At 71.8% G+C, this 23,892-nt stretch carries 25 protein-coding genes and 2 pseudogenes; 10 read left to right on the forward strand and 17 right to left on the reverse strand.

The window, feature by feature from the left end:
• Window positions 1–37: 37 nt before the first annotated feature.
• The 8 genes from HUT19_RS33645 to HUT19_RS33680 form a co-directional block, all read right to left on the reverse strand.
• Window positions 38–991, reverse strand: a complete 954-nt coding sequence (locus HUT19_RS33645; RefSeq protein WP_176184047.1) for an ABC transporter permease — start codon at window positions 989–991, stop codon at window positions 38–40.
• Window positions 988–2,604, reverse strand: coding sequence for an ABC transporter substrate-binding protein (locus tag HUT19_RS33650; protein ID WP_176184048.1), 1,617 nt, complete (start codon window positions 2,602–2,604; stop codon window positions 988–990). The genes HUT19_RS33645 and HUT19_RS33650 overlap by 4 nt, the downstream gene beginning before the upstream one ends.
• A gap of 61 nt (window positions 2,605–2,665) precedes the next feature.
• Window positions 2,666–3,490: a class I SAM-dependent methyltransferase gene (locus HUT19_RS33655; RefSeq protein WP_176184049.1), complete on the reverse strand. Its 825-nt coding sequence runs from the start codon at window positions 3,488–3,490 to the stop codon at window positions 2,666–2,668.
• Window positions 3,487–4,806 (reverse strand): MFS transporter, encoded by a 1,320-nt coding sequence (locus tag HUT19_RS33660; RefSeq protein ID WP_176184050.1) that lies wholly within the window; start codon window positions 4,804–4,806, stop codon window positions 3,487–3,489. The genes HUT19_RS33655 and HUT19_RS33660 overlap by 4 nt, the downstream gene beginning before the upstream one ends.
• Window positions 4,790–5,851 carry an enolase C-terminal domain-like protein gene (locus HUT19_RS33665; RefSeq protein WP_176184051.1) on the reverse strand — a complete coding sequence of 354 codons (1,062 nt, stop codon included), beginning with the start codon at window positions 5,849–5,851 and terminating at the stop codon, window positions 4,790–4,792. Before HUT19_RS33665 ends, HUT19_RS33660 begins: the two co-directional genes overlap by 17 nt.
• Window positions 5,848–6,975: a PLP-dependent cysteine synthase family protein gene (locus HUT19_RS33670; protein WP_176184052.1), complete on the reverse strand. Its 1,128-nt coding sequence runs from the start codon at window positions 6,973–6,975 to the stop codon at window positions 5,848–5,850. Before HUT19_RS33670 ends, HUT19_RS33665 begins: the two co-directional genes overlap by 4 nt.
• On the reverse strand, window positions 6,972–7,862 hold the full coding sequence (locus tag HUT19_RS33675) for a DUF364 domain-containing protein (protein ID WP_176184053.1): 891 nt from the start codon (window positions 7,860–7,862) through the stop codon (window positions 6,972–6,974). The genes HUT19_RS33670 and HUT19_RS33675 overlap by 4 nt, the downstream gene beginning before the upstream one ends.
• Window positions 7,859–9,115 (reverse strand): ATP-grasp domain-containing protein, encoded by a 1,257-nt coding sequence (locus HUT19_RS33680; protein ID WP_176184054.1) that lies wholly within the window; start codon window positions 9,113–9,115, stop codon window positions 7,859–7,861. Before HUT19_RS33680 ends, HUT19_RS33675 begins: the two co-directional genes overlap by 4 nt.
• A gap of 100 nt (window positions 9,116–9,215) precedes the next feature.
• On the opposite strand from HUT19_RS33680, the gene HUT19_RS33685 reads away from it, so the two are divergent.
• The 3 genes and pseudogenes from HUT19_RS33685 to HUT19_RS43465 form a co-directional block, all read left to right on the forward strand.
• A complete protein-coding gene (locus HUT19_RS33685) occupies window positions 9,216–10,727 on the forward strand; it encodes an alpha/beta hydrolase (RefSeq protein ID WP_217712308.1) in 1,512 nt (503 codons plus the stop codon).
• Between the two features lie 203 nt (window positions 10,728–10,930).
• Window positions 10,931–11,400 (forward strand): annotated as a pseudogene (locus HUT19_RS33690) (GNAT family N-acetyltransferase).
• A gap of 163 nt (window positions 11,401–11,563) precedes the next feature.
• Window positions 11,564–11,853 (forward strand): annotated as a pseudogene (locus HUT19_RS43465) (Y4yA family PLP-dependent enzyme); the annotation flags it as partial.
• Between the two features lie 208 nt (window positions 11,854–12,061).
• Here HUT19_RS43465 and HUT19_RS33695 read toward each other — a convergent pair.
• The 6 genes from HUT19_RS33695 to rpmF form a co-directional block, all read right to left on the reverse strand.
• The gene (locus HUT19_RS33695) at window positions 12,062–12,940 is read right to left on the reverse strand and encodes a metal ABC transporter permease (protein WP_176184055.1); all 879 of its coding nucleotides are present in this window, start codon (window positions 12,938–12,940) and stop codon (window positions 12,062–12,064) included.
• Window positions 12,937–13,830: a metal ABC transporter ATP-binding protein gene (locus tag HUT19_RS33700; protein WP_176184056.1), complete on the reverse strand. Its 894-nt coding sequence runs from the start codon at window positions 13,828–13,830 to the stop codon at window positions 12,937–12,939. The genes HUT19_RS33695 and HUT19_RS33700 overlap by 4 nt, the downstream gene beginning before the upstream one ends.
• An 11-nt stretch (window positions 13,831–13,841) precedes the next feature.
• Complete coding sequence (locus HUT19_RS33705) at window positions 13,842–14,777, reverse strand: metal ABC transporter solute-binding protein, Zn/Mn family (RefSeq protein ID WP_176184057.1); 936 nt, start codon at window positions 14,775–14,777, stop codon at window positions 13,842–13,844.
• Between the two features lie 151 nt (window positions 14,778–14,928).
• A complete protein-coding gene (locus HUT19_RS33710) occupies window positions 14,929–15,414 on the reverse strand; it encodes a Fur family transcriptional regulator (RefSeq protein WP_254885921.1) in 486 nt (161 codons plus the stop codon).
• Between the two features lie 301 nt (window positions 15,415–15,715).
• On the reverse strand, window positions 15,716–16,936 hold the full coding sequence (locus tag HUT19_RS33715; RefSeq protein WP_176184058.1) for a GTP-binding protein: 1,221 nt from the start codon (window positions 16,934–16,936) through the stop codon (window positions 15,716–15,718).
• Window positions 16,937–16,943: 7 nt separating this feature from the next.
• Window positions 16,944–17,114 carry a 50S ribosomal protein L32 gene (gene rpmF, locus HUT19_RS33720; protein WP_176184059.1) on the reverse strand — a complete coding sequence of 57 codons (171 nt, stop codon included), beginning with the start codon at window positions 17,112–17,114 and terminating at the stop codon, window positions 16,944–16,946.
• Window positions 17,115–17,299: 185 nt separating this feature from the next.
• On the opposite strand from rpmF, the gene HUT19_RS33725 reads away from it, so the two are divergent.
• On the forward strand, window positions 17,300–18,526 hold the full coding sequence (locus tag HUT19_RS33725; RefSeq protein WP_176184060.1) for a GTP-binding protein: 1,227 nt from the start codon (window positions 17,300–17,302) through the stop codon (window positions 18,524–18,526).
• Between the two features lie 133 nt (window positions 18,527–18,659).
• Here HUT19_RS33725 and rpsN read toward each other — a convergent pair whose 3' ends face one another.
• Window positions 18,660–18,965 carry a 30S ribosomal protein S14 gene (gene rpsN / locus HUT19_RS33730; RefSeq protein WP_176184061.1) on the reverse strand — a complete coding sequence of 102 codons (306 nt, stop codon included), beginning with the start codon at window positions 18,963–18,965 and terminating at the stop codon, window positions 18,660–18,662.
• Window positions 18,965–19,201: a 50S ribosomal protein L28 gene (gene rpmB / locus HUT19_RS33735; protein ID WP_176184062.1), complete on the reverse strand. Its 237-nt coding sequence runs from the start codon at window positions 19,199–19,201 to the stop codon at window positions 18,965–18,967. Before rpmB ends, rpsN begins: the two co-directional genes overlap by 1 nt.
• 85 nt (window positions 19,202–19,286) lie before the next feature.
• Between rpmB and rpmG the strand changes: the two genes are divergently transcribed.
• The 6 genes from rpmG to HUT19_RS33765 all read left to right on the forward strand — a co-directional run bounded on the left by rpmG (window position 19,287) and on the right by HUT19_RS33765 (window position 23,654).
• Window positions 19,287–19,451, forward strand: a complete 165-nt coding sequence (gene rpmG, locus HUT19_RS33740; protein WP_017949758.1) for a 50S ribosomal protein L33 — start codon at window positions 19,287–19,289, stop codon at window positions 19,449–19,451.
• 5 nt (window positions 19,452–19,456) lie between these two features.
• A complete protein-coding gene (locus HUT19_RS33745) occupies window positions 19,457–19,714 on the forward strand; it encodes a type B 50S ribosomal protein L31 (RefSeq protein ID WP_176184063.1) in 258 nt (85 codons plus the stop codon).
• On the forward strand, window positions 19,711–20,865 hold the full coding sequence (locus HUT19_RS33750) for a GTP-binding protein (protein WP_176184064.1): 1,155 nt from the start codon (window positions 19,711–19,713) through the stop codon (window positions 20,863–20,865). Before HUT19_RS33745 ends, HUT19_RS33750 begins: the two co-directional genes overlap by 4 nt.
• A gap of 34 nt (window positions 20,866–20,899) precedes the next feature.
• Entirely contained in the window at window positions 20,900–21,142 is a 243-nt protein-coding gene (gene rpsR / locus HUT19_RS33755) for a 30S ribosomal protein S18 (RefSeq protein WP_176184065.1), read from the forward strand.
• A 680-nt stretch (window positions 21,143–21,822) separates the two neighbouring features.
• Window positions 21,823–22,896 (forward strand): permease, encoded by a 1,074-nt coding sequence (locus tag HUT19_RS33760; RefSeq protein ID WP_176184066.1) that lies wholly within the window; start codon window positions 21,823–21,825, stop codon window positions 22,894–22,896.
• Window positions 22,893–23,654, forward strand: coding sequence for a TIGR03943 family protein (locus HUT19_RS33765; RefSeq protein ID WP_176187616.1), 762 nt, complete (start codon window positions 22,893–22,895; stop codon window positions 23,652–23,654). The genes HUT19_RS33760 and HUT19_RS33765 overlap by 4 nt, the downstream gene beginning before the upstream one ends.
• Window positions 23,655–23,684: 30 nt before the next feature.
• Here HUT19_RS33765 and HUT19_RS33770 read toward each other — a convergent pair whose 3' ends face one another.
• On the reverse strand, window positions 23,685–23,864 hold the full coding sequence (locus HUT19_RS33770; protein ID WP_176184067.1) for a hypothetical protein: 180 nt from the start codon (window positions 23,862–23,864) through the stop codon (window positions 23,685–23,687).
• Between the last annotated feature and the right edge of the window lie 28 nt (window positions 23,865–23,892).

A 23,892-nucleotide genomic window follows, 5' to 3' on the forward strand; every position in this document is an offset into this window, starting at 1 on the left:
GACTGCCTCCGCGGGGGGCCCGCGACGGGAGAGAGGCTCACGCGGCCACCCCCGCCCGGGGCGTCAGCCGATGGGTCACCAGGTCCGCGCCCAGGTTGAGGACGACGGTCAGGATGCCGAAGACGACGGCGAGGCCCTGGACGACGGGCACGTCCCGCTCGGCGACGGCGTTCAGCAGGACGGTCCCCAGGCCCGGGATCACATACAGGGCCTCCACGACGACGACGCCGCACAGCAGCCAGTCGATGGTGCGGGCCAACTGCTGGGCGGCGGGGGCGAGGGCGGCAGGCAGGGCGTGGGTGTAACGGATCGTGGCGCCGGAGACGCCGTAGCGCCGGGCGTGCGCCACGTACGGGGAGGCGAGCGCGTCGACCATGCCGGCGCGCACCAACCGGGACAGCGAGCACACCGGGCGGGACAGCAGGACGAGCACGGGCAGCACGAGCGCGGCCGGGTGGCCGAGCCGGTCGGTGCCGTAGCCCACGGCGGTCGGCGGCAGCCAGTTCAGCCGGAGCGCGAGGACGGTCACCAGCAGACTTCCGAGGGCGAACTCGGGCACCGCGTACACGGCGAGCGTCACCGAGCTGACCAGTCGGTCGACCAGCCGGCCTTCGTACCGTGCGGCCAGCACCCCGAGGCCGAAGCCGACCGGGACGAGCAGCGCCACGGTGAGCGCGGCCAGCAGCAGGGTCGGCCCGAAGCCGTCGGCGATGTACGCGCTGACCGGGCGGCCGGAGGTGAGCGAGGTCCCGAGGTCGCCGTGGAGCAGGCCAACGGCCCAGTCGGCCAGCCGCTCGTGGGCGGGCCGGTCCAGGTGGAGGGCCTCACGGATGGCCGCGATGCGCGCGGGGTCGGGCTGGTCTCCGGCCAGAGCGACCGCGGCATCGCCCGGCAGCGCCTCGGTGAGCGCGAAGACCAGCACCATCACGGCAAGGGTCTGCGCGACGCCGAGCAGCAGCCGCCGGGCGACGAAGGAGCGCAGTCCGCTCACGCGAGCCACACCTTGTCGAAGCGTGCCCAGTCGAGAGTGTTGGCGGGCGCCTTGGACTCAACTCCCTTGACGTTGCGCGCGGTTCCGATTATCCAGTCGGCGAAGCCCCAGACCAGGAAGCCACCTTCGGAGTACAGGCGGCGCTGCATGCGCTCGTAGACGCCCGCCCGCTCGGCCTTGTCCTTGGTGGACTGGGCCCGCTGGTAGAGCGCGTCGAAGTCCTTGTGGTGCCACTTGGTGGCATTCGTGGTGGAGTCGGTGAGCAGCCGCTGGGAGATGTGGGCCTCGATGGGCATGGCACCGGAGCGGTAGGAGCACAGGGTGCCGCCGTCCAGGATGTCGCTCCAGTACGAGTCCTTGCTGCCCATCTTCACGTTGATGGTGACGCCCGCCTTCGCGGCCTGGTCGCGGAAGATGCTCGCGGACTCGGTGAACCCGGCGGCCACCGCCGAGGTGTCGAGGGTGACCTTCAGCTTCTCGGCGCCGGCCGCCTTCAGCAGGGCGCGGGCCCGGTCGAGGTCCTGCTCGCGCTGCGGGAGGCTGTCGGCGTAGTACTCGTAGCCCTTGCCGAACAGATCGTTGCCGATCACTCCCGCGCCCGACAGGGCGCCGTCGAGGAGTTCCTTGCGGTCGGCGATCAGGAAGAACGCCTGGCGCACCCGCTTGTCGTCGAAGGGGGCCCGGTCGGTCTTCATCGCGAACCCCTGCATGTCGCTGCCCCGGAGCCGGACGATGGTGATCTGCCCCTTGCCCTCGTGGGCGCGGGCGGTGGTGGGGTGGAGTTCGTGGGCGTACTCGACCTGTCCGCCGAGGAGCGCGCCGACCCGGGCGGACTCCTCGTTGGCGACGACGAATTCGAGCTCGTCGAGGTGCGGGGCGCCGTCCCAGTAGTCCTCGTTGCGGCGGAAGACGGCCGATCGGCCGGGGGCGAAGGACACGAAGCGGAACGGACCGGAGCCGATCGGCTTCTTGTCGAAGTCGGTGGCGTCCTCCGGCACGATGTACGCGCCGAACGCCGCCAGGATGTTGGGGAATTCGGCGGTGGGCCGCTTGAGGACGAATTCGATGCCCCGTTCGCCGGTGGCGCGGCTCGCGTCGAGGTCGATGGGTTCCAGGGACGCCTTGGCGCGGAACGCCTTCTTGGGATCGGCGATCCGGCGGTAGCTGTGGAGCACGTCCTTGGCGGTGACGGGCCGACCGTCGTGGAAGGTGGCCCTGCGGAGGGTGACCTGCCACCGGTCCAGGGTCTTGTTCGCCTCCCACTTCTCGGCGAGGCGGGGTTGGGCGGACAGGTCGGAGCCGTAGTCGGCGAGTTTGTCGTAGAGGGCCTTCGCGCGGGCGGCGTCGGAGAAGAGGTTGGCCAGGTGCGGATCGAGGGTCTCGCTCGCACCGCCGCCGGCGAACGCGGCGCGCAGCCGTCCGCCGCGCCGGGGGGTGCCGGCGCTTCCGCCCGTTCCCGCGGTGTCGTCGGTGCCGCCGCATCCGGTGAGGGCGAAGGCGCCCAGCGATGCGGCGCCGGCGGCGAGGAAGCCGCGGCGGCGCAGACCGGGGAAGCGGCGATCGTCCGGCTGATCGCCCATGGAGGGAAGACGGCGGGCGGGTTCGTCATGCATGCGGGTGTCCTCGGGGTGTGGGAAGGGTGGATGGGATACGGGGCGGGCGTGGGGTGCGGCCTCAGGGCGCCGAGGGGACGGGCCCGGTGAGGCGGGCCACTACGTGCAGTCGGTCGGCGTCGGTCGTACGGCCGGGGGAGTGGCCCTCGCGCCAGGGCGGCTCGGTGCGCGGACCCGGTCCGTCGTGCAGCTCCAGGACGTCGAAGCCGTGGGTGGCCAGGAGGTGGCGCAGCTCCTGCGGGAAGAGCAGCCGCCACGCGGAGCGCTGTTCCACGGGCGGGGATCCGTCGTCCGTGGTCCATACGCGGGTACGGCGCAGGAGCTGGGCCGTGCGGTCCACCGTGAGCGTGGTGGTGGACCGGTAGGCGGTGCCCCGCCAGGTGAACTTCGCGACCGTGGGTGCGTCGAGCAGGTCCGTACGGCCGAGGAAGTAGGCGCCGTTGCGCATCTCCGCGACGAGCAGTCCGCCGGGGACGAGGGCGCGCCGGCAGGACGACAGGAAGCCGTCGAGCTGGGCGTTGGTGTGGCAGTACAGCAGCGCGCTGTCCAGGCACACCACGGCGTCGGACACGCCCCGGCCCAGGTCGAACGCGTGCAGGTCGGCGCGGACGTACTCGGGGCCGGGGTGGTGTCCGCGGGCGTGCGCGAGCATCGCCTCGGAGAGGTCGGCCCCGGTCACCTCGCGGCCCGCGCCGTGGAGGTGTGCGGCGTCGCGGCCGGTGCCGCAGCCCAGATCCAGGACACGCCTTCCGGCATCGTACCGGCGCAGGCAGTCCTCCGTCCATCGGCCGGCGAGCCGCTCCGGGTCGGGAAACCTGGCCTCGTACAGCTCGGGGTTGTCGGTGAGCAGATTGTGCACGTCCGCGCCCGCCGTGGTGGTCGTCATGTCGTCTCCCTCGTCTCCCTCGTCTCCCTCGCCACGCCGCCTCCGGTGTGGCCGGATGCCGTGGCCGGTGTGGCGGGCCCCTGCGTCGTCGGCAGCGAGCCCAGCCGGTGCAGCCAGGCCACGCCGACCGCGGAGGCGAGCCCGAACAGCGCGCAGCACACCCAGGGCAGCCAGTTGGCGTCGCTCCGCTCGCCGGCGTCCATGGCCCAGCCGACGACGGTGTTGCCGAGGGCGGCGGCGATGCCCGAGACCACGTAGAAGATGCCGAAGTAGGTGCCCGTCAGTTCGGGCCGGCCGAAGCTGGGGACGAGTTCCATCACAAACGGCTGGGCGACCATCACCCCGAGGTAGAGCAGCAGGGCGCCGAGCAGCACGGGCAGGGCGCGCAGTGCCGCGTCGGCGGTGCCGTCGGGGCCGCCGGAGCCGCCCGCGACCAGCGCGGGCGGCAGGAACGCCAGCGCCATCAGACCGAGCCCCGCGGCGATCCAGCGCGCCCGCGCGCCGCTCAACTTCAGGGTGCTGGTGATGCGCAGCTGGAGCGCGAGATTGGCGAGGGTGCCGACGAGGAAGACGAGCCCGGCTGCGCCGTCCCAGCCGGTGGCCCGGCGCGCTCCGTCGGGCAGCAGCAGATAGAGCTGGTTCTCCAGGGTGAACATGCCGACCATGGCGAGGGCGAATGCCAGGAAGGCGCGGTGGCCGAGCACCTCGCGCCAGTCCGCGAGCACCGTGCCCTTGCTCGGCTCCACCTCGCGCGCGGGCAGCACCAGGGCTTGCGCCACGGTGAGGACCGCGAAGATTCCGGCGGCGGTGAGGGCCGAGGTGCGGAAGTCCACCAGGAGCAGCGCGCTGCCGAGCAGTGGACCGATCAACGCCCCCGTCGTGGCGAAAACGTTGAACAGGGCGAACGCCTCGGCCTTGCGCTCTCCCGCCTCCTGGGCGAGGTAGGCGCGTACGGCCGGGTTGAACAGCGCTCCGGCGAACCCGCTGAGCACGGAGGCGGCGATCAGGACCCAGAGGCTGTCGCCGAGCGCGAACAGCCCGAATCCGACCGTGCGCAGGGCGCATCCGGCGATGATGACGCCACGGGCGCCGAGCCGGTCGGCGGCCGAGCCGCCGATGATGAACAGACCCTGCTGACTCAGGTTGCGCACGCCGAGGACGATGCCGACGACGGCGGCCGACATGCCGAGGTTCTCGTCGAGGTGGGTGGCGAGATAGGGGATGAGCAGGTAGAAGCCGGTATTGACGCCGAGCTGGTTGACCAGCAGCAGCTGGATCGCGAGCGGGAAGCGACGCGTTTCATGCCACGTCTTCACGGCTCACCTCCCGGGGCTGGACTCCGAGGCCGGGAAGGGTGTTCGCGCGGACGAAGCCGTCGGCGCCGCCGATGCCCGACCACGGGTCGCGGGCCAGCAGCAGGTGCCCGTCGAGGTCGGCCCAGTGGGCGCGGTCGGCGAGGTGGACGGCGGGCGCCAGGCCCAGGCTGCTGGCGGTCAGACAGCCGAGCATCAGCGCGGTGCCGCTGCCCTCGATCGCCTCGGCGATGCGCAGGGCGGCGTGCACCCCGCCGCACTTGGCGAGCTTGACATTGACGCCCTGGACGCGTCCGGCCAGATGGCGTACGTCCTCCAGGTCCACGGCGTCCTCGTCGGCGATGACCGGTACGGGGGAGCGCTCGGCCAGGGCCCCCAGCGCGTCCGGACAGCCGGGTGCGAGGGGCTGTTCGACGGCCTCGACGCCGAGTTCGGCGAACCGTGGCAGCAGGGCCATGGCCTGCGCCACGGTCCAGGCGCCGTTGGGGTCGAGGAGCAGCCGGACGCCGGGTGCCGCGTCGCGGATGACACGGACGCGTTCCACGTCGTCCTCGGGATCGGGAGTTCCCGCCTTGACCTTGAGGACCTCGAAGCCGCGTGCGGCCAGGCGGCGGGCCTCGGCCGCGGCACGGCGCGGCGAGGTGATGCCGATGGTGCGGGCGGTGGCGGCGACGGGAGGCTCCGGCGCGCCGAGGAGGCGGTGCACGGGAGTGCCCGCGCGCTTGCCGACGAGGTCGAGGAGCGCCGCCTCCAGGGCGGCGGTCACGGCCGGGGGAGTGGTGGCACCGGCCAACTCGCCCGCCCGCAGGGCTTCCAGGGCGCTCTCGGGGTCGCGATGGCGGACGAGATCCGTGCCGACGGCCGCGAGGAGGCGTCGCAGGGTGGCGGCGTCGAGACCGTAGTAGACGCTGGTGACCGCCTCGCCGTGGCCGCTGACCCCGTCGTGTTCGACGCTCAGCCATAGCGCGTCGCGGGCGGCCATCGTCGAGCGGGAGATACGCAGAGGCTCGGCGAGTTGCAGATGGACGGTGCGCTGACTGGCCTTCACAGGGTGTCTTCCAGGTGGTGGTGGGCGGGGACGGCCTCCAGTGGGGCGGGCCCCAGCAGATCGGGCCGCAAGGGGTCGGTGACCCTCGTACATCGCGTCCAGCCGGTGGCCTCGGCCGCGCCGGGGTGCGGGATCTCCACGGGACGGGTGGCTGCCGTGGCCGGGTCGAGGCCGTGGGCGTTGGTGAAGTCGTCGTCGTAGACGGTGCCGAGATAGCGGTGCGGGCCGTCGGGGAAGACGGTGGCCACGGCCGCTCCGGGGTGGACACGGGCGGCCCAGGCGGCGACCAGCGCGACCGCACCGGTGCTCCAGCCGCCGCTGACGAAACTCCCCCGGGCGAGCCGACGGCAGCTGTCCACGGCCTCCGCCGGACCGACCCAGTGGACCTCGTCGAAGGCGTCGTAGGCGACGTTGCGCGGGTGGATGCTGCTGCCCAGGCCGCGCATCACCCGGGGCCGCGCGGGCTGGCCGAAGATCGTGGAGCCGACGGCGTCGACGCCGAACAGCCGTAGCGCGGGCCAGTGCCGCCGCAGCGGACCGATGATTCCCGCGCTGTGGCCGCCCGTGCCCACGCTGCACACCAGGATGTCCAGGTGGTCGAGCTGGGCGGCGAGTTCGGCGGCGAGCGAGGCGTAACCGGCGGTGTTGTCGGGGTTGTTGTACTGGTCGGGCCAGTACGCGCCGGGCAGTTCGGCGAGCAGTTCCCGCAGCCGGGCGAGGCGGGCGGCCTGCCAGCCGCCCCTCTCCGCCGGACGGTCCACCAGCTCCAGCCGCACTCCGTGGGTGCGCAGCAACTGCCGCATGGACGGCTCCAGTTCGCTGTCGCCGACCAGCACGACGGGATGGCCGAGGGTCTGCCCGGCGAAGGCGAGTCCGATGCCGAGGGTGCCGGAGGTGGACTCCACCACCGGTGCCCCGGGGCGCAGTTCCCCGCGCTCGCGGGCGCCCAGCAACATCGCAACGGCGGCCCGCGCCTTCATGCCGCCCGCCGAGAGTCCTTCGAGCTTGGCCCAGAAGCCGGGGTGCGGCCCCGGCAGATCGCAGGTGATGCGGACCACGGGGGTACGGCCGAGCAGGGCGAGCAACTCCCGGCGGGCGGTGGGCCGGACGGCTGTCGTGGTCATCGGGCACCTCCGGGGCGGTCGGCGCGGTAGTGGTGGACAGTGCCGGGGCCGCCGTCCAGCCAGAAGAAGGGATACGGTTCGGCGCACACCGCGCTCACCCCGTGCCCCAGGAGCCGGGGCAGTACGGCGCTGCCGGTTTGCGCGAAGAGCACCAGCCGCTTGCCGTGCCGCAGCACGTGCTCCCGCAGCGGCTCGAAGGTCCCGTTGCCCAGGGTCATTCCGGAGACGAGCAGCGCGTCGCAGCGGGCGGCCGCGGCGAGCGCGTCGGTGACGACGGGCTCGTCCCACTCCGTCACCCCGCCCTTGAGGTCGCACGGCACATAGCCGTTTCCGCGCGAACGGAGCGCCTCGAGAAGGGAGTTGACGACGCCGACCACGAGCACCGTCGCCCCCGGCGGCGAGTCGAGCAGCCCGACGACGGCCTCCGCCCGCGCCCGGGACTTCTCCAGCGACGTCCCGGCGGGGAGGGCGACCGGACGGGCCCCGTGCTCCGGGACGTGCGGAGTGACATGCATCAGGTAGGCGTCGAGTGCGGCCACGCGCACCGGGAGCAGCGGATGGTCCAGCAGCGTGGCCACATCGGCGCCGACACACTGCTCCACGGCGCTGTCGGACAGGGAGCCGGGCTCGACCGCGCACGAGCCGACGGCTCCGGCGAGCCGCAGGCTGAGCACCTCGTTGCGGTAGCCGGTGCCGCGTCCGTCGTGCCGTACGGCCTGCCGGGTGGTGAATGCCACGGCGATCCGCCGGGTGCGCGGGTCGGGCCCGAGTTCGCCGGCCCGCACACGCGTCACGAGATCGTCGTACGTCCTCACACGGGGAGCGGAAAGGGCCGGGGCGGAGTCGACGGCGGATATGCCGGAGGTGTCGGAGGCGGCGGCGGTCATCGGATCACCAGTCCGGACCGCACCTCGGCGAGCAGCGCCTCGACCCGGCCCCGGGCTCCGGCCCCCTCCGAGTCCCCGGCCATCACATGCCCGAGGTACTCGTTGTTGCTGCCCGCCGCCTTCACCTGCCTGCCGGGCTCCGCGAGCTGGACCTCCAGTACGCCGGGAGCGTCCCGGAGCCCCGCGCCGTCCAGCGAGCCGAGCGTGCCCGTGCGCTCCGGCACGAGGAAGCCGATGGCGGCGCTGCGCAGCCCGGTGTCCGTGCGCCGCAGATCGGGGGCACGCCCCAGGGCCACGTCCACGCAGGCGGCGGCGAGGTCGATGCCGGTGACGTGGCGGACGAGTTCGGTGATGCGGTTCCCGGCCGGCCGCGGGTTGACCTCGACCACGCGCGGCCCGGCGGAGGTCAGCTTGATCTCGGTGTGCGCCACCACGCCGTCGGTCAGCCCGAGCGCCTTGAGCGCACCCAGCGCGGTGTGCTCGGCGGACTCCGTGTCGCCGACCGTCAGCGCGGCGGGGAACATATGCCCGGTCTCGATGAACGCGGGCGCCCCGCCGAGGCTCTTGTCGGTCACGCCCACCACATGGACCGTGCCCCCGTGCGAGACCGTCTCGACGCTCACCTCGGGACCGTCCAGCAGCTCTTCGAGCAGGACCGCGGGCGTGCGTCGCTGGCCGCGCGCGTTGACCGGGAAGTCGGCCAACGCGCGGCATGCGGCGGCGAGTTGCGCCTCGTCGTCCACACGCCGCACGTACATGCCCGCACACAGGTCGACGGGCTTGACGACCAGTGGGTAGCCGATCTCCCGTGCGGCCCTGGCGATGTCGGCCCCTTCCTCGTGCACGGCGAAGCGGGGCCCGGGCACCCCGGCCTCGGCGAGGACGTGCCGCGTGGCGTCCTTGCGACAGGCGTTCCGCACAGCCTCGGGGGCCGGGCCGGGCAGGCCGAGGTGCCAGGCGATCCGCGCGACCGTCGGCAGGTAGTAGTCGCAGGACGTGAGCACCCCGTCGAAGCCGAGCACCGCGTGCAGCCGCTCGACCTCCGGCAGCAGCGCCTCGGTGTCATTGGTGTCGGCAGTGAGCACGTTGCGCGCCCCGAGCAGCGGGTGCGCCGTGCCCTCGGGGGCGGAGCGCAGGTAGTGGTGCAGGTCGCGGGTGAGGAAGGTGAACTCGTGCCCACTCTCGCGTATCGCCCGTGGCAGCAGTCTGCTCATTGATCCGACCCAGCTCTCTACCACCAACAGATGAGCCACAGCTCCCCTTTTCCAGTCGTGTGGGATAACGTGGCGGCCACGCTATCGATAATCGTTTTCATTGTCATCTGACTCCGTGCACACCGAGGAAGAAATCGTTGTGACCTCACCCACGCACCGCACGGCCCTGCTGTGCGTCCTGGCGGCCGTCGCCGCGACCGCCGCCCCCGCCGCCCCCGCCCAGTCCGCCGCCCGTGTCCCCTCCGCCGGTTCGGCATCCGCACTCCGCTTCGGCGCCTGCCCCGAATCCGTGCCCGATCCGCCCGCACCGGAGCGCGTCGAATGCGGCCGGCTGAGCGTGCCGCTTGACGGGAACCGCCCCCGCGGGCCGCGTACCGAGATCGCTGTCTCGCGCGTCCGGGCCTCTGGCACCCCTGCCGAGCGGCGCGGCATTCTGCTGGTCAACCCCGGTGGGCCGGGCGGCTCCGGGCTCCCCTACGCGGTCACCAAGCGGGCCAAACTCCCTGTGAGCGTGCGCCGTTCGTACGACGTCATCGGCTTCGACCCGCGCGGCGTCGGACGGAGCGCGCCCGTCGACTGCGGCCCGATGGGCGGTCTCTTCGCCACCCCCGGCGCGGACCCCGTGCCCGTCGGTCCGACGGCGGAGCGGGCCCACCTGGCGTCACTGCGCAACCTGGCCGACGACTGCGCGGCGGGCGCCGGCGACGCACTGCGGTACCTGTCGACGGAGCAGACCGCACGGGACATGGACGCGATACGCGCCGCGCTCGGCGAACGGCGGACGAACTTCCTCGGCGTCTCCTACGGCACCTACCTCGGCGCGGCCTACGCCGCCGCCTTCCCGCACCGCACGGGCCGCATGGTCCTGGACAGCGTCGTAGGTCCCTGGAGCTGGTACGACTTCGATGTGATCCAGAGCCGGGCGCTGCTGCGGCAGCGTGACACCTTCTTCGCCTGGACCGCCGCCCACGCGGACCGCTTCCGCCTGGGCGGCGGCGCGGCGGCCGTGCGCAGGGCCTACCTGCGCGTACGCGACGGACTCACCGCAGGCCCCGTGGACGGCTTCGGCCCCGCGGAGTTCGACCGGGCCGTGTACCGCGCCCTGGGCCGCACCGAACGCTGGGCGGACCTCGCGGACGGCCTGCGCGCCTATCTGCGCGACGGCACTCCCGACGGACTCCGTCCCGACGAGGACTTCACCGGCCCGGACTCACGCAACTACGAAGCCGCCAATCGCATCGTCAAGTGCGCCGACGGCCCCGGCCCCACGCCCCGGCGGATCGTGGCCGACATCCGCCGCACCCGACGTCTCGACCCCCAGCCGGTCCTCACCGGCATGGAGGCGTCCACCTGCGCCTACTGGCACCACCACCCCCCGCGCCGCACCCCGCTCGGCAGCCCCGACGCGCCGCCCGCTCTCCTGGTCGCCTCCGCCCACGACCCCGTCACACCCATCGAGGGCGCGCGCCGGATGCGCCGTCTGCTTCCCGGCTCGCGTCTGGTGACGCTCGACGACGACTACTCGCACGGGGTGTTCGCCAGCCGGGGCAACGCCTGTGTGGACGACACCACGGCCGCCTACCTCGTCGACGGGGCCGCGCCAACGGCGGATGTGCGCTGTGCGGGGCCTGGCCTGCCCGCGGTGCCGTGAGACACGTCCGGACGTTTTTGAAAGCGTTTTCAATCGACTGGTGTGGCGGGATCCGGGCGGCGCGGCACCGGGTCCGCCGTCCGGCGCTGCCGCGCGCCCGGCCCACGCAGGACAGGGAGGAACCCTCAGTGACACAGACCGCGCACCATGAGTACACCGTGCGCCCCGCGACATCCGACGACGTCGACGGCGCGCGCCGCGTCATGCTCGACACCTTCTACCAGGAGTTCGGCTACGGATACGTACCCCAGTGGCATCGCGACACCGTGGACATCAAGGGCACCTACCTCGACGCCCCCCGGCATCTGCTGCTCGTGGCCGTACACCAGGGCGAGGTGGTCGCCACGACGGGCGTACGGTCCGGCGGCCCCGCCCACCCGCCGCACCCCCTCTGGCTCGCGGAACGCTACTCGCCGGACACCACCGCACAACTGGTCCGTGTCTATGTCCGCCCCGAACACCGACGTCGCGGACTCGCCCGCACCCTGGTCGACGCGGCCTGTGACTTCATCGCGGACACCCCTGGCTACGACCGCGTCTACCTCCACACGAAGTCAACGTCGACGGCGCGGAAGCTTTCTGGCGAAGCCTGGCCAAGGAGGTCTTCGACGCCCGCACCACCGGCGAACACGGCCCGGGGGTCGCCACGGTGCACTTCGAGATCCCGATGTAACGACCCGGGTAGCGGCGGCGATCCGAGGCCACGCCGCACTCACTTGTCGACACGCTCGGTTCTCCGCTCAACGTGCTGCTCCCGGGGCGGATCGCCGCGAACGCCGAACGTTTCGCCCCGTCTACCGCCGGCACCACCTGGCCGGCGGGTGCAGGTGGGCGAACTGCTGTCCGCTGTCGAACGCCACCGTGCCGCTGTGGAGCTGACCGGTGTCGCATACCACCTGGACACCACTGGTCTCGCGGCCCTGGCCCGGCGGGGACACGGCTACGGGCTGCGCAACGAGGGCGGCACGGTGCGCGGGGCCGCGGCGCTCCACCCGGCGCACGGTCCCGCCGCCGGGCCCGGCTACCCCGACGAGCTGCTCCCGCTGCCCGCACCTCGCTGGGCCGCCCGTCGGCCACCCCGCTCCTGGAGCACCCTTACGACCTGTACGCCGAACCGGGGCGGGCCACCCCCGGCTGCCGCGCCCCGGCGACCTGCTGGCCTTCGCCCAAGGACCGGCCCGCCCGGAACATGGCCCGGCCGCGTCTGGAGTCCGCGGGCCGGCGCGGTGAGACGGTAGTGGAACTCGCCCGGCCCCAGACACCCGCCTCGCGGCGAGCCCCAGCCGTTCAGGCCCATCTCATCGCGCGCGATGCCAGGGACGCGGCGCCGTCGTTCAGGTGGGTTGGGGGGTCTTCCGGGCTCCCCACCGTCGGGTGCGGTAGGTGCCCGCCAGTCGGCAGACGATGTAGATGGCGAACGAGATGGTCGTGACGTAGGGGCTGATGGGGATGGAGCTGCCGAGGGCGAGCAGGATGCCGCCCTCGATCGAGGCGACGGCGAAGACCACACTGAGCAGCGGGAGCAGCACGGGCGACGCGGTGATGCGGGCGGCCGCCGCGGCGGGGGTGACGACGAGGGTGAGGACCAGCAGCGCGCCGACGATCTGCACCGACAAGGCGACGGCGAGTCCGAGCGCGGTCATGAAGGCGAGGGAGAGTGCGCGCACCGGTACCCCGCGGGCCTGTGCGACGTCCGGATCGGCGCTGGCGAAGGTCAGTGGCCGCCACATGACCGCCAGGGCGACGAGAACCACGGCCGAGGTGCCGAGCAGCCAGGACATCTGAGGGGTGTCGACGGCGACGATCTGCCCGGTGAGCAGGCCGAATTTGTTGGCCGCTCGGCCTTTGTAGAGGGCGAGGAAGAGCACGCCCAGGCCCAGGCCGAACGGCATGATGATGCCGATCACCGAGTTGCGGTCCCGGGCGCGTGCGCCCAGGACCCCGATCGTGCCGGCCGCGATGAGCGAGCCGGCGATCGAGCCCGCCACGATGTTCGTCTCCAGCAGCAGTGCTGCCGACGCGCCCGCGAAGGACAGCTCGCTGATGCCGTGTACCGCGAAGGGCAGGTCGCGCATGATGACGAAGACCCCGGCCAGGCCGCCGATCAGACCGAGTGCGGCGCCGGCGACGAGGGAGTTGCGGACCAGGGTCAGGAGTTCGCCGTAGTTGTCGAAGTTGAAGATCTGGTGCCAGATCCCGTCGGCGAGCGTCATGGGCGGACTCCGTCGGTTCCGTGTGCTGCGGAGATTTCGCGAGGGTGGTGGGGCGGTGCGGGTGCGATGGGTTCGTCGGGTGCTCCGACGACCACGACGCGACCGTGGACGCGGACGACGTCGACCCGCGTGCCGTACAGCTGGGACAGGGACGCGGAGGTCAGGACCTTCTCCGGGGTTCCGATGCGGTAGCCGCCCCGCGCCAGGTACAGCACCCGGTCCACCAGTCCGAGCACGGGATTGATCTCGTGGGTGACGAAGACCACCGCCGTGCCGTGGGAGCGGCGCCGGGCGTCCACCAGTTCGGTGACGGCCCGCTGGTGGTGGAGGTCGAGAGAGAGCAGCGGCTCGTCGCAGAGCAGTATCCGGGGGTCAGTGGCCAGGGCCTGTCCGATGCGGATACGCTGCCGCTCGCCTCCGGACAGCAGACCGACGGGGACATTCGCGTAGGCCGATGCCCCGACCGACTCGAGGATCTCATCCACGCGGCGGCGGGCGGCGGTCGGGCGCAGCCGCGGTCCGAACCGGTGTCCGTCGATGCCGAAGCGCACCAGATCGCGGGCGCGCAGCATCGCGTGTGTGGACAGCGCCGCCTGCTGGGGGACGTAGCCGATGTGACGGCCGGCGTAGCGCGGAGGCCGGCCGAGGACGGTCAGCGTTCCGGCGGACAGCGGCTGCAGGCCCAGCAGGGCCCGTACGAGGCTGGACTTGCCCGACCCGTTCGGCCCCAGAACGGCCAGGAACTCGCCTGGCCGTACGTCGAGTTCGAGGTCACGCCACAGCGTGCGCTCGCCGTAGGACAGAGTGGCGCCGCGCAGGCTGATCAGCGGGGCGCCGCCGCTGCCGCTGGGTTCGGCCTGGTCCTGGCGGGCCCGGGGCAGCAATGCCATGGCCGGTCGTCTCACTTGTCCAGCGCGCCCGCGAGCGCGTCGAGGTTGGCGGTCATCCAGGCGAGGTAGTCCTTGCCCTTCGGCAGGGTCTCGGTCACGGGCACGACCGGAATGCCGGCATCCTTGGCGGCGCCCTCGACCTTCTTCGTCTGCGCGCCGGAGGTCTGCTCGTTGTAGGCGAGCACCTTGACCTGCTTGTCCGTGAACAGCGCCAGGGTGTCCCGCAGGATCTTCGGGGAGACGTCGTCGCCCTCCTCGATGGCCTCGCTGAACTCTTCGGGCGTCTTGTTCACCAGGCCGCTCGCCTCGGTCAGGTACAGCGGCACCGGCTCGGTGACGGCGATGCCCTCGCCGCCGTGCTTCTTCTTGATCTCGGTTTCCTTCGTCTGAAGCGGCTTGAGCTTCTCCTTGAACGCCTCGGCGTTCTTCGTGAAGGTGGCGGCGCTGTCGGGGTCGGCCTTGCTGAGGGCGGCGGCTATGCGATCGGCGACCTTGGCGACGCTGGGGAAGTCGTACCAGACGTGCTCGTTGAGCTCGCCGCCCTTCGGGGCGGTCTTGCCGGAGACCTTGACCGCGTTGATCACCTGGGCGGAGGAGTTGTCGCCGCCCTTGAGCATCCGGTCGATGAAGTCGTCGTAGCCACCGCCGTTCTCGATGACGACCTTCGCCTTGGACAGGGCCAGTTGGTTCCGGGTGTCGGCCTCGTAGGAGTGCGGATCCTGGTCGGGGTCGTTGATGAGCGAGGTGACGTCGACCTTTCCGCCGCCTATTCGGCCGGCGATGTCGCCGTACACATTCGTCGAGGCGACCACCGTGATCTTGGAAGACGAGGCCGAGCCCGACGAGCCTTTCTCGTCGCTCCCGGAGTCCGAGCTGCCGCAGCCGGCCAGAAGGGCCAGGGAGGCGCCGGTGATCAGTGCGAGATGGCGGGACGGGGACGAGGGCATGGGTCCTCCAGGAAGGGTGGGGACGGGAGTCGCCGCGAGAGAGGATTCACTCGCTCGGGCCTGGGCGAGCACCACGTTAGTGGAAATGAATGTCAATACCATGGCCTGGCTTTGATTGGTATGAAAATCGTTGCCAAGTTTTGACGTGCCGCTATGGCTGCGACGCGTCCCGGTCCGGTGCCGGCCGACACCGGTCGCAGATCCCGGTGAGCTCGACGGTGTGCTCGACCTCGGCGAATCCTGTCGCCACGGCCACGTCGTCCGCCCAGCGCTCGACGGGGTCCGCTTCGACGGCGAGGCTGAGGCCGCAACCGCGGCAGACGACGTAGTGGCGGTGGCCGTCGTCGGGGCGGGGGCGGTAGAGCCGCTCACCGGTCCTGTCCCGTACGACGTCGACTTTCCCGGCATGTTCCAGCTTGCGGAGCGTGCGGTACACCGTGGTGAGTCCCACGGTGGTGCCGTCTGCCGCGAGTGCCGCGTGCAACGCCCTCGCGGAGACGAAGTCGGGGTGGTCGTCCAGCGCTCGCAGTACGGCGCTCCGCTGCCAGGTCGACCGCCATGGCGGCGTCAACTCCCCGGCCGCCGAACCGTGCATGACGCTCGCCTCCCGCTGCACAGGTATTGATCTGTTGCGCATGCTAGTTGAACATGACATCCATGACCAGAATCGTAAGCGGACGGGGTGCGAGACCCGGAGGGTGCCGTCCGCGGCCCGGGAAGTGATGTACAGGCCGGGATCGGGGGTGGCCGGCTGGGCGGAGGGGCAGCCCGCGAAACGCGGGTTGGCGCCCTCGGCGGGGCGAGATTGAGGATCACTTGCCCAGGCGGCGGTCACGGGGCGACCCGCGCCCACAATGAGGTGGATCGTTGCGGGAGGGGGCGAACTCGCCGCCCCGCACGCCATACCGCTCGGAGTCCGCCGGGTGCCGCGCCGTTGGTCAGAGCTGGGCTACCGGCACAGCCTCGTGCGGGCTGTGCTCGTGGTCGCAGGTCTCGTCGAGGCCGTAGGTCTCCCAGGTGGGGAAGGGGTCTTCCCAGGTCGCCCAGTGGGGTGTGCCCCGCGCATACTCGTCGTCGGTGAGCAGGCACGCGGACAGGGACGTGTGCAGGGCGGCGGGGCGCAGTCCGGTGCCGATGAAGACGAGTTCCTGGCCGCGGTCGGTGTTCTCCCCGGATTCGCTTCGGCTGTCGTGCGCTCCGGACGGCTCGAACCGGGCGACGGCACCTGCCTGTGACCACAGCCCGGTCACGCGCGGGCGGGTGGCCAACCAGAAGAAGCCCTTGGAGCGCAGGACGCTGCCGTAGGTCCCGCTGTCCAGCTCTGTGGCGACGAAGTCCCACAGCCGCGCGGGGTGGAACGGCCGGGTAGCGCGGAAGACGGTGCTGGAGATGCCGTATTCCTCGGTCTCCGGTACATGGTCGCCGTTGAGCTCCATGACCCAGCCGGGTGCTTGCTGGGCGCGGTCGAGGTCGAAGCGGCCGGTCCCGAGCACGTCCGCCGGTTCCACCCGGCCGTGGGTGGCGGGCACGAGACGGGCGGCCGGGTTGAGCCGGGACAGTGCCGCCGCCAGACGTTCGGCGGTCTCGGGGGTGACCAGGTCGAGCTTGTTGAGGACGATGACGTCGGCGAACTCGACCTGGTCCATCAGGAGATCGCTGACCGTGCGCTCGTCGTCCTCGTACTGGTCGAGGCCCCGTTCGACGAGCTCCTCGCCGCCTGCCAGCTCCGGCAGGAAGTTCGCGGCGTCGACGACGGTGACCATGGTGTCGAGGCGTGCGACCTCGCCCAGCGTGGCGCCGTCGTCGCGCGGAAGCGCGAACGTCGCGGCGACAGGCATCGGTTCCGAGATGCCGCTGGACTCGATGAGGAGGTAGTCGAACCGTCCCTCCCCGGCGAGCCGGCCCACCTCCTCCAGCAGGTCGTCCCGCAGGGTGCAGCAGATGCAGCCGTTGACCATCTCGACCAGGCGCTCTTCGGTGCGGGAGAGGGCGGCGTCGCCGTCGCGGACGAGGGCGGCGTCGATGTTCACCTCACTCATGTCGTTGACGATGACCGCGACGCGCAGCCCGTCGCGGTTGGTGAGGAGATGGTTGAGGAGCGTGGTCTTGCCGGATCCCAGGAACCCCGACAGGACCGTCACCGGAAGCTGGTCTGCCATCGGATGGTCAGCCCTCGGGGCGCAGCAGGCCGCGCCGGTAGGCGGGGACGAGATTGCGTGGCACCCGGTGTTCGCGGCCGTCGATGGTGACCGTCACCAGCTCCGGCGTGCTCGCCTTCCACTGCGCGCGGCGGTGGCGGGTGTTGCTCCGGGACATCTTCCGCTTGGGCACGGCCATGACGTGCGGGTCCTTTCCTGTTCGGTAAGTGGTCACCTTCACTGTATATGAAAATGAGTACCGTTTCCATGTAGGCTCGGGGTGACACCGTGACGTCGTCACCCAGGAGGAGATGTGCCGCTGGTACTGCTGCGGGCACGCAGATCCGCCCACGCCCTCGTGACCGCCATCGCGCAGGCGGCGGAGTGAGCACCGACGCGAACACGGGCCGGGGCCTGCTGGGTCTGGTGTGCGGCAACACCCCGGAAGCCAGGGGGCGCGTACTGGACCTCCTGCGGTGTGCCTCGCCCGCCGCGCTGGTGCTCTCGGTCTCGGTACACGCCGATGAGGCGGGGCGGTACCCCTTCGTGCAGCGCCTCGCCATGGGCGGTGAGGGACGGCGGCGAGCCTCGTTCGGCGAAGCGTTGTGTCAGGGGGCGACCGGAGACCCGGCGGTGATCATCCGGCAGGACCTGGACACCATCGCACGGGCTGCCACGCGTCCGCATGTCGTTCTCGCCCTCCCTGAGAACGTGGATGCCGCGCCGTTTCTGGCCGCGTTGTGGCGGACCCCACTGGGCAGGACTCCGCTCTCGCACCACTACGACCTGGCCCCGACCGCCGTCGGCGTGGACCCCGGCCGTCTGCTGAACGATCTGCGCTGTGTGCACCGCGCCGCCCACGTCTTCGGGCATCATCCGCACGCCGCGTCCCTCACGGTCGCCGAAGCCGCCGCTCGCCAGTTGGAGGCCGCCCAGGTGATGGTCCTGCGGGGCGGACCGGGCCAGGGCGACGGCCGCCGCGAGGGGTGTCGCGCCCTGCTCGGCCATCTCAACCCGTCGGCTGTCGTGCATATCGACACGGAGGACGGCGATGGCCCCGCGCTGACGGCCCTGACGCGGTCCGACTCCCGCTGGGGCACGGCCGAACCGGTCGACCGTCTCGATGTCGTCGCGCCCGTCGTGCGCCGCCGCGGCGTCGACCACGGCGTGGCCTCGGTGCTCTGGCGGTCCCGGCGCCCGCTGCATCCGGAACGGCTGGCGGAGAGCCTGCCGCGGGTCATGCCGTCGGTGGTGCGCAGCCGCGGACACCTGTGGATGGCCACCCGCCCCCGGACGATCATCTCCTGGCGCTCGGCCGGGCGCCACCTCGAACTGCACGAGGCGGGAGGCTGGTTGGAGGACGGTGACACCGCGGCATGGCGCGCCGCCTCGCCCCAGCGCCGGACGCTCGCCTCGTGGTACTGGGACGACTACTACGGCGAACGACGAAACGAGATCGTCTTCACCGGCGCCGACCTGGACGCGGACCGGTTGCGGGCCGCGCTGGACGCCGCCGTGCTCGCGGACGGTGAACTGGCCCTCGGCATCGAGAGCTGGACCCGCCTGCCCGATCCGCTGCTCGGCTACCCAGCGCCCGGCCCAGAGGGCTGACACAGCGTCGGGAGGGCCTGTCCGGCCACGGCGATGACGGCCTCGCCGCCGCGTAGGGCAGTGTGGGGCCGTATCGCCGGATCCCGTGCCGGGGGATAGGTGGCCGGGTCGACCGCAGGCGGCCCGGCGATGGTTACCAGCTGCTCTTGGTCACTCCGGGGAGTTCGCCGGCGTGGGCCATCTCGCGCAGGCGGATGCGGGACAGGCCGAAGGCGCGCAGATGGCCGCGGGGGCGGCCGTCGATGGAGTCACGGTTGCGTACGCGGGTGGCGCTGGCGTCGCGGGGCTGGCGGCGCAGCTCCCGCTGGGCGTCGAGCCGTTCCTCCGCCGAGGCCCGGGGGTCGGCGATGACGGCCTTCAGCTCGGCGCGGCGCTTGGCGTAGCGGGCCACGATCACCCGGCGCTTCTCGTTCTTGGCGATCTTGCTCTTCTTGGCCATCAGACCTTCCCTCCCCGGGCACGGATACGGACCACGGCCGCTTCGATGCCGATCGTGTCCACGGTCTTGATGGCCTTGGTGCTGAGGGTGAGCCGGATGTGGCGGCCTTCGCTCGGCAGCCAGTAGCGCTTGCGCTGGATGTTGGGGTCGAACCGGCGCTTGGTGCGGCGGTGGGAATGGGAGACGTGGTGGCCGAAGCCGGGCTGTCGGCCGGTGAGCTGGCAGTGGGCGGACATGGGTTCTCCTTCTCGTACGGGGTTGGGACGGCAGCACCGTATCAGTTAATGAAAATGAAAATCGATCCTATGTATGCTGTCGTCCATGGCACGCAATGAGCTACGCCCGATCATCAAGCTGAGGTCCACCGCAGGCACCGGCTACACGTACGTGACCCGGAAGAACCGGCGGAACGACCCCGACCGGCTGACCCTGCGCAAGTACGACCCGGTCGCCGGGCGCCACGTCGACTTCCGTGAGGAGCGCTGACCGCCATGAAGCCAGGCATTCACCCCACCTACCGGTCGGTCGTCTTCCGCGACCGGGCCGCCGACTTCGCCTTCCTCACCCGCTCCACCGCCACCAGTGACAAGACCGTGGAATGGGAGGACGGCACCACCTACCCGGTCATCGACGTCGAGATCTCCTCGGCGAGCCACCCCTTCTACACCGGCAACCAGCGCGTCGTGGACACCGCGGGCCGCGTCGAGCGGTTCGAGCGGCGCTACGGACGCGGACGGGGGGACCGGTGAGTGTGGCGGAGGGGCGGCTGCCCGTCGCCATCGTCGGCGGGCTGCACGCCGACGCGCGCCGGGCGGCCGTCGAGGAGATCCTGCGCACGGTGCCCGGTTCCGTGGCGCTGCACCACGATCTGTCCGCCGCCACCGACCGCGCCGTGCGCGACGCCTCCGGGCCGCTCGGCGAGGGCGAGGCGCCGCTGGTGAACGACTGCGCGTGCTGTGCGCTGCGCGAGGACCTGGTCCCCGAACTGCTGCGCCTGGCCACGGGCGGCGGGCACCGGCTCGCCGTCGTCGAGCTGTGGGACTCGGTGGAACCCCAGGCCATGGCCGCCGTCATCGCGGCCGAGGGCGCGCCGCTGGAGCTGACCGGGGTGGCCACCGTGGTCGACCCGGCCCTGATGGTGCCGTACCTCGCCAACGGCGACGACCTCGCCGAGGCCGGTCTCGCCGCCGCCCCGACCGACCAGCGCACCATCGGCGACACGTTCGCCCGGCAGCTGGAGTACCCCACCGTGATCGCCGTCGCCGAGGACGAGACGTCCGAGGAGTCCGCGGACGACGGCGATCTGGCCCTGCTCACCCAGCTCACCCCGGGCGCACGGCAGGTGCGTGTCGGCGAGGGGACTCTGGGGGTGGCTCTGCTGGCCGGGTTCGATGTCGAGGCGGCGGCGGCCCGGCAGCATCCGGCGTGTGCGCTGCTGCCGCAGGAGGGTGAAGAACACGGGGTGAGCACCCTGGTCTGGCACCGCGACCGCCCGTTCCATCCGGATCGGCTGTACGAGGCGCTGGAGGATCTGAGCTGTGCGGCGGCCCGCAGCCGGGGCCGCTTCTGGCTGGCCGACCGGCCCGACACCCTGCTGTCGTGGGACGCGGCAGGCGGGGCCCTGTGCGTGGAATCCGCCGGACCCTGGTTGGCGGCGCTGCCGGACGCCGCCTGGGACATGGTGCCGGCCGAGCGTCGGGTGGCCGCTTCGATGGACTGGCATCCCGAACACGGCGACCGCTGTCAGCACCTCACCTTCACCTCGCCCGGCCTCGACCGCGACGGTCTGGTCGCCCTGCTGGACTCGTGTCTGCTGACCGACGCCGAGTACGCGGCAGGGCCGGACGGCTGGAAGAAGCTGTCGCACGCCTTCGACGAGTTGCTCGACCCGGTGTCCTGAACGTGGATGGGCACCATACGGAAAGGAACTGATCATGTCCCGACGCATCGGCACCAAGCGCCCGGACCCCAAGCGTCGCCGTGTCAACCCGCTCGACGCGGCAGGCATAACCTACGTGGATTACAAGGACACCGACCTGCTCCGGAAGTTCATCTCCGACCGCGGCAAGATCCGCAGCCGCCGGGTCACCCATGTGACCCGACAGCAGCAGCGCCAGATCGCCCGCGCCATCAAGAACGCCCGCGAGATGGCCCTGATCCCCTACAGCTCCCGATAGGCGCTCCGGCCCGCTGGGGGTGGTCATCGCCGATGACCACCCCCAGCGGCCTTCGTCAGGTGTCGCGGCCGCCGAGGCGCAGGTGTTCGATGTGGTGGACGACCGTCTTCCCGGCGCCAGACGGCGTAGCCGGTGGGCCCGGTGGCGGCCGAGTGCCGGGCGTCGCGGGACAGGGCCGTACGCAGTGCCCCGCCGGGCCGTTCGAAGGTGTCGGCGCTCGTGCCGGTGGCGGCAGTGGAGCAGCCATACGGTGCCGTCGGCGCCCGCACGAGCTGGTCCGCTCGGCCCACCCGTCCACCGCCTCGGAGTCCAGCGGCCGGCTCCGGACGCAGCGGCGGCGGATCAGATAGTGGCGGTGCCCCTCGGCGGCCGCCAGAGGTAGAGCCGTCCCCCGGCGTCATCGCGTACGACATCGACACCGCCAGCGGCCTCCAGATGTCGCAGGGCGCGGCAAACGGTGGCCGGCCCGATCGGGACCGATCGGGCGGTCAGCGGAGTGTGCAGTCCGGGGCCGAGACGTAGTCCGGGCAGCCGGTGAGGACGAGCAGGACGGTGGTCCGCTGCCAGGTCTCCGGTTGCGAGGGCCGAACCGGCGGTCCCCGAACGGCTATCGGCCGATCCGCCGCTAAGGTGTGGCTGCGGATGTCGCCATGACGAAGAGTGGTGTGAGGGGAGGTGCGGTGGACAGGGATGTCGGCGTCGCGTCACCGCAGGCGGAGAGTCATGCCCATGACCGGACGCCGTCGGCCGCACATCCCGACGGTGGCGGCGGCCTGCGCGCAACCGTACGTGTCACCTCTCATGCGCTGATCGCGGGGCTCCCCGTGGCGGTACTCGGCGTCGTCGCGATCGTGCTGGGGCCCGAGATCTCCGCCGGGCTCGACAACCGGGCGGTGGCGGCGTGGCGGACGGTGTTCACCGCGATCGTCATCCAGGGTGTGCCGTTTCTGCTGCTCGGCACTGTGGTGTCGGCCGCGATCAGCGCCTTCGTACCGACGTGGGTGTTCACCCGGGTGCTTCCGCGCAACCCGGCGCTCGCCGTGCCGGTCGCGGGAGTCGCCGGGGCGGTGCTGCCGGGATGTGAGTGTGCGTCGGTCCCGGTGGCGGGCAGTCTGATGCGGCGCGGGGTGACCCCCGCGGCGGCGCTGGCCTTCCTGCTGTCGGCCCCTGCCATCAACCCGATCGTGCTGATGGCGACGTACGTGGCCTTTCCCGGCAACCCCTGGATGGTCACGGCCCGTCTCGTCGCCTCGCTGCTGACCTCCGTGGTCATGGGCTGGCTGTGGATCCGTCTGGGCCGCGAGGAGTGGCTGCGCACCCCGAAGGGGCCCACCGGACACATGCCCGGCGCGAGCCGGGCGGAGGAGTTCCGGGTCTCGCTCCAGCACGACTTCCTGCACGCCGGGGGGTTCCTCGTGGTCGGTGCGGCGGCCGCGGCCACGTTCAACGTCGCGGTGCCGCACTCCGTGCTGCGGCTCTTCTCCGACTCGCCGTGGCTCTCGCTGCCCCTGCTGGGGCTGCTCGCGGTGGTCCTCGCGGTGTGCTCCGAGGCCGATGCGTTCGTCGCCGCTTCGCTCACCGGGTTCTCGCCCAGCGCCCGGCTCGCCTTCATGGTGGTCGGCCCGATGGTCGACCTGAAGCTGATCGCGCTGCAGTCCGGCACCTTCGGACGGACCTTCGCCCTGCGCTTCTCGTCGGCCACCTGGGTCGTGGCGGTGCTGTGCAGTGCTCTGGTGGGGTGGTGGCTGCTGTGAAGCGCAACATCCAGGTGCTGCTGCTCCTGTTCACCGGCGTCGGTTTGCTGCACATCGCGCTGCTGACCGATCTGTATCTGCGCTATGTGCGCGCTGGCCTGCGGCCCGCGCTCATCGCGTCGGGGGTGCTGCTGATCGTGCTCGGCGCGGTCAGTGCCGCCCGTGACGGCTTTCCCTTCAACCGCCCGCGCGCGGATCACGACCACGGTGGCCACCAAGGCCATGGACACGATCACTCTCAGGGGCCGCGGATCGCCTGGCTGCTGTACGTACCGGCGCTGACCATCCTGTTCCTGGCGCCACCCGCTCTCGGCTCGTACACCGCCGCCCGTGACGAGGCGAAGGCCAAGGCCCCCGCCGCCGGAGACAGCCTCTTCCCCGCTTTGCCGCGGAACGGGATCGTCGAGTTGTCGCTGAACGACTTCAGCACCCGGGCGGTCTGGGACACCGGCGGCACCCTCAGGGGGCACACCGTGCGCCTCACCGGCTTCGTCACCCCCGGCCGCCACGGCACCTGGTACGTCAGCCGCCTGGCCATCAGCTGCTGCGCCGCCGACGCGACGGTGCGCAAGGTGCGGGTGCACGGGGCCACGGCGCCGCCCGCCGATGCCTGGGTCAGCGTCACCGGCACCTGGCACCCCACCGGCAAGGTCGGGACGGACGACGCGAGCCCGGCCCTGGACGCCACGACCGTCCAGCGTGTTCCCGCGCCCAAGGACCCGTACAACGATGCGGTGGAGACCCGGCCGGGTCGGTGAAAGGCGGGCACACGGTTCGGCCTCAGGCCGTCACCGGCCGCCGGTGCGGAGGATCTGGATCAGCACAGTGACAGTCGGCGGATCGAAGGCGATGTTGGGCCAGGTGGTGTGGTTCCGCTCATCCCGCTGTCGGCGATGGTGGCCCTGGCCCGGTCGGGGACGGGGCCCGGTGCCCAGGCGGGTCGGCATGTGCTCCCTGGTGTCGGTCATGGCGTCTTCCGCGAGAACCCCATCCGGT

It is taken from the genome of Streptomyces sp. NA02950, from assembly GCF_013364155.1.
Lineage (GTDB): Bacteria > Actinomycetota > Actinomycetes > Streptomycetales > Streptomycetaceae > Streptomyces.